Annotated in this window: 10 protein-coding genes and 1 pseudogene; 5 read left to right on the top strand and 6 right to left on the bottom strand. The window is 48.7% G+C overall.

Annotation, left to right across the window (positions count from 1 at the left end; translation table 11 throughout):
* From FCH32_RS22650 to tssK, 6 genes and pseudogenes are all read right to left on the bottom strand, one after another.
* Positions 1-414 (bottom strand): annotated as a pseudogene (locus FCH32_RS22650) (hypothetical protein); the annotation flags it as partial.
* Positions 415-423: 9 nt separating this feature from the next.
* Complete coding sequence (locus FCH32_RS22645; RefSeq protein WP_174361572.1) at positions 424-3,513, bottom strand: T6SS effector BTH_I2691 family protein; 3,090 nt, start codon at positions 3,511-3,513, stop codon at positions 424-426.
* A gap of 13 nt (positions 3,514-3,526) precedes the next feature.
* Entirely contained in the window at positions 3,527-4,441 is a 915-nt protein-coding gene (locus FCH32_RS22640) for a hypothetical protein (RefSeq protein ID WP_174361571.1), read from the bottom strand.
* Between the two features lie 2 nt (positions 4,442-4,443).
* Positions 4,444-6,744 (bottom strand): type VI secretion system Vgr family protein, encoded by a 2,301-nt coding sequence (locus FCH32_RS22635; protein ID WP_174361570.1) that lies wholly within the window; start codon positions 6,742-6,744, stop codon positions 4,444-4,446.
* 153 nt (positions 6,745-6,897) lie between these two features.
* Complete coding sequence (gene tssL / locus FCH32_RS22630) at positions 6,898-7,545, bottom strand: type VI secretion system protein TssL, short form (protein WP_137362087.1); 648 nt, start codon at positions 7,543-7,545, stop codon at positions 6,898-6,900.
* Entirely contained in the window at positions 7,542-8,882 is a 1,341-nt protein-coding gene (gene tssK, locus FCH32_RS22625) for a type VI secretion system baseplate subunit TssK (RefSeq protein ID WP_174361569.1), read from the bottom strand. Before tssK ends, tssL begins: the two co-directional genes overlap by 4 nt.
* 283 nt (positions 8,883-9,165) lie before the next feature.
* On the opposite strand from tssK, the gene pyrC reads away from it, so the two are divergent.
* From pyrC to FCH32_RS22600, 5 genes are all read left to right on the top strand, one after another.
* Positions 9,166-10,212 (top strand): dihydroorotase, encoded by a 1,047-nt coding sequence (gene pyrC, locus FCH32_RS22620; protein ID WP_174361568.1) that lies wholly within the window; start codon positions 9,166-9,168, stop codon positions 10,210-10,212.
* A gap of 74 nt (positions 10,213-10,286) precedes the next feature.
* On the top strand, positions 10,287-10,532 hold the full coding sequence (dinI, locus tag FCH32_RS22615) for a DNA damage-inducible protein I (protein WP_096757573.1): 246 nt from the start codon (positions 10,287-10,289) through the stop codon (positions 10,530-10,532).
* Positions 10,533-10,873: 341 nt separating this feature from the next.
* Positions 10,874-11,128: a biofilm formation regulator BssS gene (bssS, locus tag FCH32_RS22610; RefSeq protein ID WP_096757575.1), complete on the top strand. Its 255-nt coding sequence runs from the start codon at positions 10,874-10,876 to the stop codon at positions 11,126-11,128.
* A gap of 128 nt (positions 11,129-11,256) precedes the next feature.
* Complete coding sequence (gene solA, locus FCH32_RS22605; protein ID WP_117341761.1) at positions 11,257-12,375, top strand: N-methyl-L-tryptophan oxidase; 1,119 nt, start codon at positions 11,257-11,259, stop codon at positions 12,373-12,375.
* Positions 12,376-12,425: 50 nt separating this feature from the next.
* On the top strand, positions 12,426-12,539 hold the full coding sequence (locus tag FCH32_RS22600) for a YceO family protein (RefSeq protein WP_096757577.1): 114 nt from the start codon (positions 12,426-12,428) through the stop codon (positions 12,537-12,539).
* Positions 12,540-12,717: the final 178 nt, after the last annotated feature.

Below are 12,717 nucleotides of genomic sequence, written 5' to 3'. Positions count from 1 at the left end.
AATTTTAAAAAAAGAGAGAAAAAAAACAAATCCAATAAATGATATTAAAAAAGTGATTATATCCATCCCGGAAATAAAAGGGCAAATTAGAAAAAAAAGTATAAATGGCACTGAAAAAAAAGCAAAAATATCGCCGCCGCCCCATGAGATCTGATTCTCATAACGGGGGATTTCCAGCCAGATATCATTCTTTTCATTCAGCCAGATAGCATTAGCTTCAACATCCTGCTCCAGCCACTGAACCGGCAGATCCTCCTGCCATCTTTTCGCCTGCGGGATCAGTACGGAACGGCGATAAAAAGGGTTTTTGGGGCGTTGCGTTTCAACGTTTGCTGTATGCTGTTCCTTTTTTTTATTCTCAGAGGCGGTCAGTGATACGCGGCGCTTTACTTTATTGCCTGGCTTTTTAGCCATAATATTCATTTATCCTTTTACATTAAGCGTTAATGAAAGCACATCCTCAACGTTATATTTATTCTTCCAGTAGTTCACCGTTAACACCGCCCTCTTGTATAACAACGATGAAACCCATCCGCCATTTTTAATAATCAGCAAACTGTTATCTTCATCCGTTTCATGCTCAATATAACCTTTAAAGAAATACTCGACTTCATTATGATATTTATCATCCTGACCAGGCAGCATGTCATGAGATTCTGACGTCACTGATAGTACATTACCATCAGCAGCAAAGGCCTGAAGTTGATATTCATAGGCAGATAATTCACTATCATAACCGGGTAACGTAATATTGGACTCAATTTGTCGGTAGGTTCCCCCACCACCAGGAATAGAAGAGACTGTGCTAAAGGCGACCTGAACCCGCATACCGGAGATAATTGCGTTATAATCGGCTAAGGCGCTGTTTAAATCCTCCAGACTCGTAGCCTGCCAGGGAATATCATCTTCTTCGCGACGAAGGCCAAAGCAGGAACGCCGCAGCCAGATTTCAATCGGCGTACTACGTAGTTGCTCCCCCCTAAGAGCTAATGCAGCGCCTAAAAAAATTAATGCTAATGCCAGTCCGGCGGGGCCCAAAAGAGTAAAAATGCCGTAATAAGCATAATAACCGGCAACAGCCCCACCAATAATTGTTGAAACAGCGCCTGCCAAATAAAAATATCTAGCCTTATTATCTCCCTTGATAAGGGCGTCCCACCAAGAAAACAACATCCTTATCCCATCCACTACCGAAGCAACCCCAGCCAGGACACCGCCAGCTTTAATCAGTAAATGGACATCCTTGCCCAACACTTGCCAGAGGCCTTTTTTCGTCAACATACGTCCAAAGCCGGCAATTTCCGTTGCCGCGCTGGCGATCATCAGATAGTTCGTTAACTGCTTAAATTTACCGTCAGTAAACTGAAGTGCTCGGTTATTTTCCCAGAGATCGTAAGTCTGGAATGCCAACATGGCCGTGGACAGCACCATACCTATAGCATTGCCGCTCACCAGTCGTCCGGTTCGTTCACTGATGATGTTGCCGCGAATATTTTCCCATTGCGCCGCGTCCACCGTGCGCAGAGAGGACTCGGTTTTATCCAGTAATGAGAGTGACGATATACGGAGTTCACTGGCAAAATTGCCGACATGTGATTGGTGAGTAATCGGCGCTTTTGTTACTGATGAAGGACTCACCCCGGACTTACGCAGCGGTTTAAAAAGGTTTTCTAAAGCAACCATACTGCTAAGTTGCATATTAATCCGCTGATTCAGCAACTCGTTGTCCGTGATCGCCAACAAATATCCTACGGCTGAACGCGTGCTTGTCACGCCTCCCTGACGAATCGTGCCGCTAAACGGGGTTGAATTTTCGGCAACCTCCATGCCCAAGCGCGTGCCATATTCCTGATAAAACTGCTGGAACTCTCTTATGGTCATCGATAAGGAAAAAAGCGTCACCTTTTGCCCCGTGGCGACATACCCAGCCCCCTGAAGCATGCGTATGACCCCGTGTCGGGTCGCATCATCCAGTTTGTCAATTCCCCGACTAAACGCGCCATTCATCGCCAGAATACGGGTGTTAAACATCGCCTGGATTCTGTCGCTTTTTAGCGTATTACCTATTTCATCCGCACCGACAATAACTTTCAAATAAGAATAGCCGCTTAGTCCGCTGTAGATGCTGCTGTAATCATCAGTGCTATATCCTAACAGTCCTTTATATACAGGACTGTTAGTGTCGCCGAACCATGTACACCACACATCACGGGTACTATCATCAATTGCCCCTCCCTGCAGGCAGGTGGTGACCGTCGTGAACTGGCGATACCATTCGAGCAGATCCTGCTGTTTTGAATAGTCATTATCGATAACATATTTCCAGAGAGGCGCGACATACCAGATAGCTAAATCTTTACCCACATTGTCAATGCGCTGTTGAAGGGATTCCACCTTTTCCTTATAGGTTTTTGCAAAATCGGCTCGCCCTTTTTCATCATAACTTTGCTGTAAACGCGTAAAGTATTCATCCCACGTCTGGCGGCCAACCTCGTCTTTATCAATACATTCCACACTGTTAGCAGCAGGATACGGGGAAGAGGTATACACGCAGCGGGTTTTGCTGTTTTGCTTAATACTCTCTTCCGACCCCGCCAGATAGTTTTCAATTGCCAGGGCTATTATATGTTTGTGCATGGTTTCTGGTTGGCTAATATAATCTTCCATGGCGCTCACCAACTGCAGTTGCCCTGCTTTTAACTCCTGAACAATCCCCACACTGTCTGAGAGGGTAATTGCCACCGGCGGACACTGGTATTGCTGCGTAATGCGATCAACATAATCGCCAAATGAGGTGGACTCATCCTGGCGTGAGTAAAATCCATGCATTCCTCCCTCGGGTTCATTAATCTTCTCCAGCCAGGGATAAAGTAAGGTTGCATATTCAGCCACCTTCTCTTTCAATGATGACAATGCGCTATCAATCGCAAATTCGCCTTTTTCAGCAGACGGCGCACTTTGCAGACTATCCAGAATAATATGCGTAAAGCGTTCTTCGGACGGTCCTTTTTCATACTGACTTAAAATGTCATCGCTCCAGGGATCGCTGCTAAATGCCAGCCACGCTTCGCTGTATTTTTGGGTATCAAAATTGATAAAACTTCCCGCATTGCAATGCCCTTGCGTGCGACAGGCGCTGCAAAGCGATTCTACCGCATCACATTCAGGTATCAGAGTGGCTTCAAATTGTCGCAATGCACCTTCTGTTGTAACTTCATAACCCTGCCATATTTTTTTATCGCCATTGCTTTCTTTAGGCTTTAAAAGCACATACAGATACCCCATACGCAGCGTTCTTAAGGCATATTTATATTCCCCTCCTTTCAGCGACTGTGCTGGTTGTGGCTGAATGTTAGGTTGCCAACCTGAAGAGACCATCCCGTTGGGTACAACGGCAATTCGCAGGGGAAGAACCGGAATGCCTTCTCGTTGACACACCTTACAATCTGACGGAATCTGGGCAGACTGGTCTGCTGCTGCGGCATTATCTTGAGATTGATCCTTAAGCGACATAAATAAACATTCCTTATTGAACGGTGCTTTGCTGTTCCAGTTCCAGCCAGACTGAATCGGGTAATGTCTGAAGTAACTGTGTCAACAGTGGCGAGGGATTTTCTCTCGCCTGTTGCAGAAGAGACGCAATGGTTGGATGACTGGTTATATCAACGGGGAAATTGAGTACATTTAGTGCGAGATAAGTTTTATCGCGCAACTGATGCAATCCTATTTTACCGACTTCTTTCCAGGATTGTGCAGTCAGATAAACTGCGTTATCCGGTAGGATCGTTTTCCCATTATCCCAGGCATATAATATGCGCCATATATCCCTGATATTCAGTTGGCCTTCCTGCATTCCCCACGTCAGTTTACCTGCCGTCGTTGCTTCAATGCTTTTCAGGCAGGTGAGTTTTCCCGTATAGGTTATATACCACCAGGTTGAAATTGGCCAAAGAACCTCTTCAATCACAGGAGATAACTGCGATAGATACAAAAGCTCCATACGTAATGGCTCAAAAAAGGGTAACGAATAACCTGTAGTTATCTGGTCACCAAGAGTTTGGCAATTATCTGCGATCTTTTGCGACAAGGTTTGAAGTCCGCAAGCGCTGCTCAATAGCCCACAAATATAGCGCTTATTATATTTCCGCTCATAGGTTCCATATCTCACAACTTCATTAATAACTGCGGTTGAACACACCTCTCCGGGTACGGCCAGTAATATCAAATGTGGACAAGATTCCAGAGAGTAGCGAAGATCAGGACGTAATACGGGTGTGACATTTTCAGCGCCATATATTTCCTTTAAATTACTCAGACATAAATCATTTAAAAAAGTGACATTTTTTAACGGATCGACCAGTAAATAGCGATATTCATTTTGGTACCGACCGTTAAAATCGCTACATATATCATCCGATTGAAACTGTTTATGGTTACTCACGATTACGTCCGCTCCTTGCAGGTCGCACCGGGAGGAAGTTCCGGGGGCGTATAATTATACGGCTGTGGGATCTGACGATTAAACGTAGCGCTTTTCACATTCACATCACCTAATGTCTTAATGGTCACGCCTGAACGTTCAATAATGAGTGCCGTTTTATCGCATGCTAATGTGATTTTTTTCGCCGTTGAGATATAAACCTCCCCGTCCTTACTTTGTATTTTCATATCTTTCATGGCAGTAAGCTCCATGTTGTCATCTTGCGCCTGTATCTCAACCTTGCCTTTGTTGGCAAAAATCTTAATCCCCAACGTTTTAGCAAACAGGCTGATAATCTCTCCAGCGGCGACGGTAAATTTTTTGAACACGCTGAAATCACTGTTTTCAGCCGAGGTCTGCATAAAATTCTTACCCGTACTAATTTGAATACTTTCCGGAGATACCTGTGCAATACCCGCTGGCGCACTCAACAGCAAAGCCGCTTGCTGTAAATCTTTTAGCGACCCTTCCATCAGACTTTTTTGCGCTGCTACTTGTGCAAGCTCTGCGTTGGCCGTTTTCACCGCCTCGCTCAGCGATTGCGCCAGTCCTTGCGCCTGTTGCAGGGTTTCCAGCGCCGCTTTCATTTCAAGCTGTAGGCCCTGCGCCTTTGCCTGCATATCGGCACTGATAAACAGCCCTTGTCCGCCGCGTATCGTCCCCCATTTGTCCGTGCGCAGCTCAAACCCTTCCCCACGTTTCTGCTTGCCGCTGTCCACGATATGACCAAGATTTAGCTGGCTCTTCCCGCCGTACTCCGTCGAGAGCTTGATATGCTCCTGCCCACGGGTGTCATCGAGGCGGAATTTGTTGTTCGTGGGAGTACGCAGGACATTGCGTTTATCGTTGCGGATGGTGACATGGTCAGGATGGGCTGAGTCATGCAGCGCATGGGCGATATACGGCCGGTCCGGATCGCCATTTTCAAACGCAATAGCCACTTCCGTGCCGGCCAGCAGCGGCAGATGAAAACCATAGGTATCTCCAGCATACTGTCTGGCCTGACGCACCCACAGACTTTCGTACCCGGCGGGCCATGTATCGCGGTCAAAGAGTAAATTGACCCGATAGCGTCCGTCTTTATCGATATGCCCGTAGAGATCGCCTGGCTGGGTACTGGTCACCCGAGCAGGCAAAGTGCCCGCCATCACCGGTTTCTCCGGCGAAGGTGCGCGAAAACAGTAACGTTCAGAACAGGGTATTGCCTCAAACTCCAGCGTATAGCTACGGTCGCGAGCGGCACGGGTGTGAATCGCGGTGATGACCACGCCATGGGCAAACATATCTGGGGCCTCACCGCCGATCACCTTCAGCGCCTGGCCAGGCATTAATGTTACGCTGTTGCTGGTGCCCCCCAGTCGCGTCTGCCCGTTGAGATAGCGTTCGTGGCGGATACGGGCATAAAATCCCCCGCTCTCAATAGTCTGCGGGCTACCGGCCTCACGAAAATTATCTGCGTAATGATACGCTTCACCACGGGTAGTTTTGTCGCCCGCAGTGACATCCATCGAGCTGTCCATGTCCCTTTGGGCGTCACGGTAGTTGTAGTCTCGGGTGGTAACCGTGTTTTCAACCACCGAATGCGACGAATTCAGCGCCCATGCGGCTTCAACTGTGCCGTCGTACATACCGGACGGGTGGCGCAGCGGTAGAGTGATTCCCTGTTCATATCCCTGCTGATCGTCGTAAAACTCTATCACCTCGATTTTCAGCCGTGAATCTGCCGCGAAACGGAACCAGATCCCGGTCTCCGCCAGCAACCGTGACAGAAACGTCAGGTCATTCTCGCCGTACTGCATCACCTGTTCGCGACGTGGGTACTCATTATTCAGCTTAAAAACAAAATCCTGACCGCGCAGACCATGACGTTCACGCAGGATTTTTTCTGTAATCTGCGAGACGGACATATCCTGGAAAATCGCGCTCTGATGACTGCGGGAAAATAGCGCCAGACGGGGTTCCAGTCGCACCTCGTAATGCGTTTCGTCACGTGAGGTAGACAGACACTTAAATGCAGTAATCACCCCATGCAATGTGCGCTGCGGAGTCATCACCGCCATCCCCTGTTCCGGCGGTGCGCACAAGCTGAACGAAGCGTCCTGCATCAATACCGCTTCCGGCGTAATACCATGATTAGTGCTGGTGAACTGAATGTCATACCGAAAAGGTTGGCTGAGATATTCATGCCCTTTGAAAGCCAGAACGTCTGGCTCAAACTCCAGCCCACGAATAGTCAGTTTATTATGGTTGTGATCAAACAACATTTTGTGCCCTCCTGGCGTTCGGGCACGCTACCGCCCATGGCCGTAACCCTATGCCCATTAAGGTAATACTTCCCCGTTCTCAGTAACCGCGTTGAATGTCCCTACTGATCAACACATGAAATTGGCGAAGCCCAACGTTGCCATTCGCCTGTGTTATGCGGCGAAACTGACCAGTAGTGAGTCAAGCCAGCAGTCCAGTCCCCACCAGAGTAGTCCCACCGCAAACAGGCCCAACATCAGCCGAATTCGCCCGTCACGCAGCCATAAACCCAGCGTGCTTCGCGCAGGTAAGGTATTAAGTACCGGTTGTGATTCCTGAAACTGAAAAGCGGGAATACGCGACGTCAGTTCATTGAGTAACGCTGTCCGTGTTGGTGCGTCCGGACTCAGTCCACCGAGAAATCCCAACATCAATACCCGATGGAAACAGGTAAGCACCGTTGGTTCCGGTGCCGGCTCGCGCAGAACACCACGCATCCGTTCATACAACGCTTCTCCGGCGTCGAGGGTGTTGAAGTAGTGCGTCTGGAGGGGGGACTGATACCACACTAAACTGGCATCATCCTGTACCTCGCGACTTTTCACCGCCTCATCCAACAGTGCGCAGCAGGCATAGGTGATGTGCAGCATGTTTTCCTCGGTTAACCCCGCCGTACGCATCACCTCTCGCACACGCGTCACATTATCCGCGCACGTCTGCCACAACCGCCGCCCTTCTCCGGGAGCAAACTGTTCCCCCTGGCGTAATCTCACGGTCTGAAGCCAAATCTCGGCCAGACATTCATCGACGTTGAAGGTCATGTGCGCAGCACCGCAAACAACTCAAGCTCGAGTTCACCCAACGTGCCCGGCACATAAAATACGCAGACGCCAGAGTCCAGCATTCTCTGGGCCGACGGATGATTGAGATCGAGGGAGAAATACTGATTTTCCAGGCGCAGGGGAATCGCCGCCGGGACGTGAGTTTGCGCTTTCAGCGGGATGCCATTTAGCGCAATATTCACGACCTGGTTTACATCGTCCGGGCTCCCCGCCTTGCATAATTGTGGGAACTGGTTATAAAGCTGTGCAGCTGGCAGTGATGAACGAACCGACAGCCAAAAGTCAGCACCTTCACGCAGACGGGGATCGTGTAGTTGGGCGGTCCATTGATGCAGACGAAGATCGCGTTCCATATCAATGGCGATGACCCGTGATGGCAGACTGGTTTCCAACAATCTGTTCAACAACCTGAACAACGGCAAAAACGTGTTGCTTAAATCATCGTGCTGATACGGCGGAATAGCGCCAATCTCATGTTCCAGCGAGAACGTCAGCAGCGCCCCCGCCAGCCGCGCCAACTCCTGATACACGCGTTCCGGATGCACCTGTGGGAAACGCTGGTACATCCCCAGGACGGGTTCGGCGGTATTTAGCGCATTGAGCAGCCAAAATAACGAGACATCTGCTACAGCAAAATCCGCCATCCGCTCATTACTTTCCCGACGCATTGCCATCAAACGGATAATGCGAGCACGCAGCTGCGTCAATAACACCTCTGTCTTATCGCACAACCCGTGATTACCGCGCATCGCCAGTAGCGGCGGGATGAACGTCCCATCAAGGACATAATTACCCTGTACGTCTCTTAATATCCGAGCCACCGGGCAGGTGAGGTAATTGGCATTATCCTGAGTTGAAAGCCGTAGCGTGAGTTCATGTTGCATCACCGCCATCGGCTTTATGTCATCATTAAACTGGTTGCGTACATCGCGCCACACCTGGCGGTAACGCACCGGATATTCAGCAATGTCTTCCGGTTGCAGGCAATTTCGGTCATTTGAATAAAGCTGAGGAAGGGCCAACAGCACTGTGGCTTCGTTTGTCTCCCCCGTCAAAGTTAACGTTGGAGGTAGTGCGTCCATCTGCTCAGTATCTATCTGAGTACCGTCCTGAAATCGTAAGTTCAGGCAAAGGGGTTTCAGTTGCCCTTGTGTCAATACTTGTGAATCAAATTCTGCACGCCATACCCCCCAAGGATGCATAACGTTCATTTGGGCTATACCCTGGTCATCACGGGAATTAAGCAACGTTTGCTGTTGAAAATACTGGGGAGAAAGGAGGATCCCTTTTGTCCATAGCGGACGAAAAATCTTCATTGCACCTCCTGTGCCATAACATTTTTATTCAAACATCCAGAAATAAAATAGATTAATAAAAATCATTTATTGTGTGATTAATTATATCAATGCATATAATTACACACGGAAACAAAAAAATTAAGTCTTATTTAACGGTTAAACATTTGGCGCGTTGAGCAGTGATATTTATCTACTGCTGGTGACGCTTACAGACAGCTCGCTTTTTTTTCGTGCAAACGAAAACGTTTCCGCTTATCCTTTGTTTCCGGCAAAAAAGACTATCCTCAGCCGGAGCATATTGATGACTGCACCATCCCAGGTATTAAAGATCCGCCGCCCAGACGACTGGCATCTTCACTTTCGCGATGGCGACATGTTGAAAACTGTCGTGCCCTATACCAGTGAAATTTATGGACGCGCAATTGTCATGCCGAACCTGGCACCGCCCGTCACTACTGTTGACGCAGCCATCGCTTACCGTCAGCGTATACTGGACGCCGTACCTGCCGGACACGATTTCACCCCGTTAATGACCTGCTATCTGACGGACACGCTGGATCCCAACGAACTGGAGCGCGGGTTCAACGAAGGTGTTTTCACCGCCGCCAAACTCTACCCGGCTAACGCCACCACCAACTCTACTCACGGCGTGACCTCTATTGATGCCATCATGCCGGTTCTGGAACGGATGGAAAAACTCGGCATGCCTTTGCTGGTACACGGTGAAGTCACGCACGCGGAAATCGATATATTCGATCGCGAAGCACGCTTTATTGACACGGTGATGGAGCCATTGCGGTCGCGTCTGACCGCGCTGAAAGTGGTGTTTGAACATATCACCACTAAAGACGCCGCCGACTACGTGCGTGACGGCAATGATCTGCTGGCAGCGACCATTACCCCGCAGCATTTGATGTTTAACCGCAACCATATGCTGGTCGGGGGCATTCGTCCGCATCTGTATTGCCTGCCTATTCTCAAGCGAAACGTCCACCAGCAGGCGCTGCGCGAACTGGTCGCCAGTGGTTTCAGCCGGGCGTTCCTCGGCACTGACTCGGCGCCGCATGCGCGTCATCGTAAAGAATCCAGCTGCGGCTGCGCGGGGTGTTTTAATGCCCCTACCGCACTCGCCAGTTATGCCACCGTCTTCGAAGAGATGAACGCCCTGGCCCATTTCGAGGCCTTCTGCTCGCTTAACGGTCCTCGCTTCTACGGACTGCCGGTTAACGACACCTTTATTGAACTGGTTAAAGAAGAGCAGCAGATACCGGAAAGTATCGCTCTGGAGGGAGACACGCTGGTGCCTTTCCTCGGCGGTGAAACCGTACGCTGGTCAGTGAAACGCTAAAAAAATGTCGCAACCTGTTGTCAACTGGCGAAGTTAACTGTATAAATAACCAGTATATTCAACAGGGGGCTATTATGCGTATTGAAGTCACTATTGCCAAAACTTCACCTTTGCCTGCTGGCGCCATTGACGCGTTGGCAGGTGAACTCTCCCGTCGTATTCACCATCATTTTCCGGATAACGACGGTAACGTCACCGTTCGTTATGCCGGCACAAACAATCTGTCGGTCATTGGCGCGACAAAAGAGGACAAAGAACGCATCAGCGAGATCCTGCAAGAAACATGGGAAAGCGCGGATGACTGGTTCATTAATGAATAAAAAATGATATGCAGTGATGTTTTTTGCCGGGTCGCCCCGGCTTTTTTTATTTTCCCGTATCATAAAGATTTCGAGCAATCTCTCTCAACAAAACAGTTAATGTTTATTTACATGCTGATTATCTTTTAGTCAAAACCACAAAATAACTGCACAACATGCTAAAAAAATATGAATGACATGCCGGTTTATCGTTCAGATAACACTTAAAACAAAAAAATTATGCCCTGTCCTCTTTAAATTTTCAGTGAATACCCTTATTTATTGATATACTGAACTTGCTTCAGAAAAAAACGCATTGAACCTCGAAAACCGTTGTCTAGTAACACGAATTAGGGGGCATGATGGAAAAGAATAATGAAGTCATTCAGACTCATCCGCTTGTAGGATGGGACATCAGCACCGTTGATAGCTATGATGCGCTGATGCTGCGTTTGCACTACCAGACCCCGAATCGTCCAGACCCAAATGGGACTGAAGTTGGTCAAACGCTCTGGTTAACCACTGATGTTGCCAGGCAATTTATTTCAATATTAGAAGCCGGAATCGCCAAAATTGAATCAGGTGATTTCCCCGCTAATGAGTATCAGCGTCATTAAATCTGATGCACCCAACCTTCAAAAGGCACCTTAACGGTGCCTTTCTTATTTGATGGTTGAACATTCCGGGTTGAATATTCCAGGTCAGTTATTTACCCTGCTACCATCGCGATTGCAGAGAGAAGCGGATGAAATACGACTTAATCATTATTGGCAGCGGTTCCGTAGGCGCCGCCGCCGGATACTATGCCACGCGCGCCGGTCTGAATGTACTGATGATCGATGCACATATGCCGCCGCACCAACAGGGTAGCCATCACGGTGATACACGCTTAATTCGTCATGCCTATGGCGAAGGTGAAAAATACGTTCCGTTGGTCCTGCGTGCGCAGACATTGTGGGATGAACTCGCCCAGCATAATGAAGAACCTGTGTTTGTCCGTTCTGGCGTTGTCAACCTCGGCCCGGCAGATTCCACGTTCTTATCTAACGTGGCGCAAAGCGCAAAACAGTGGCAGCTCAACGTTGAACAGTTGGATGCCGCTGCCATCATGGCCCGCTGGCCCGAAATTCGTGTCCCGGAAAACTATATCGGCCTGTTTGAGGCCGATTCAGGTTTTCTGCGCAGTGAGTTGGCCATTAAGACCTGGATTCGCCTGGCTGAGGAAGCAGGCTGCGCTCAGCTGTTTAAATGCCCGGTTACCGCGATTCACCATCATGATGATGGCGTAACGGTTGAGACCGCAGACGGCGACTATCACGCGAAAAAAGCGCTGGTGAGTGCCGGCACCTGGGTACAGGCATTAGTACCGGAATTGCCGATACAGCCAGTGCGCAAAGTGTTCGCGTGGTATCAGGCTGACGGGCGCTACAGCGTTAAAAACAATTTCCCGGCCTTCACCGGCGAATTGCCTAATGGCGATCAGTATTACGGTTTCCCGGCCGAGAACGACGAACTGAAGATTGGTAAACATAACGGCGGGCAGGTTATTCACTCAGCCGAAGAGCGCAAAGCGTTTGCCGCTGTCGCCAGCGATGGTTCAGAGGCTTTCCCGTTCCTGCGTTCTGTTCTGCCCGGCGTGGGATGTTGTCTGCACGGTGCGTCGTGCACCTACGATAACTCTCCGGATGAAGACTTTATTATTGATACGCTACCCGGACATGATAATACGCTTATTATTACCGGGCTAAGCGGTCACGGCTTTAAGTTTGCCTCGGTACTGGGGGAGATTGCGGCTGATTTTGCCCAGGACAAGCCGTCGGCCTTCGACCTGGCACCGTTCAAACTGAGCCGTTTTAAACTATAACCATGATATGGCCTCGCCACTGGGGCCATTTTATTGAAGGAATAATAGTGATGCGCCGCATCGTTGACTATCTGGTGAATAATATACGCGAGCATTTTATGCTCTACATTATTTTATGGTCTCTGCTGGCAATCATGGATGTAATATATATTATGTTTTTCTGATCTTAGTCTGCTGACAATAATTGACAGCAATTGAGATTTCTTTAATTTTTATTGTGATTAATTGAATAATCAGAAACCCTACAAAGTACCGCACATCAGGCTCTACCCGCCCATCTTTCTCTAAACACCTGATGATCAACTCATCATCACATCAAATTTATTGAATTAAGAATAAATA

This window comes from Citrobacter gillenii, assembly GCF_013337685.1.
GTDB lineage: Bacteria > Pseudomonadota > Gammaproteobacteria > Enterobacterales > Enterobacteriaceae > Citrobacter > Citrobacter gillenii.
The sequence above is the reverse complement of the archived record's forward strand: the minus strand, read 5'-3'. Positions and strand labels throughout refer to the sequence as shown.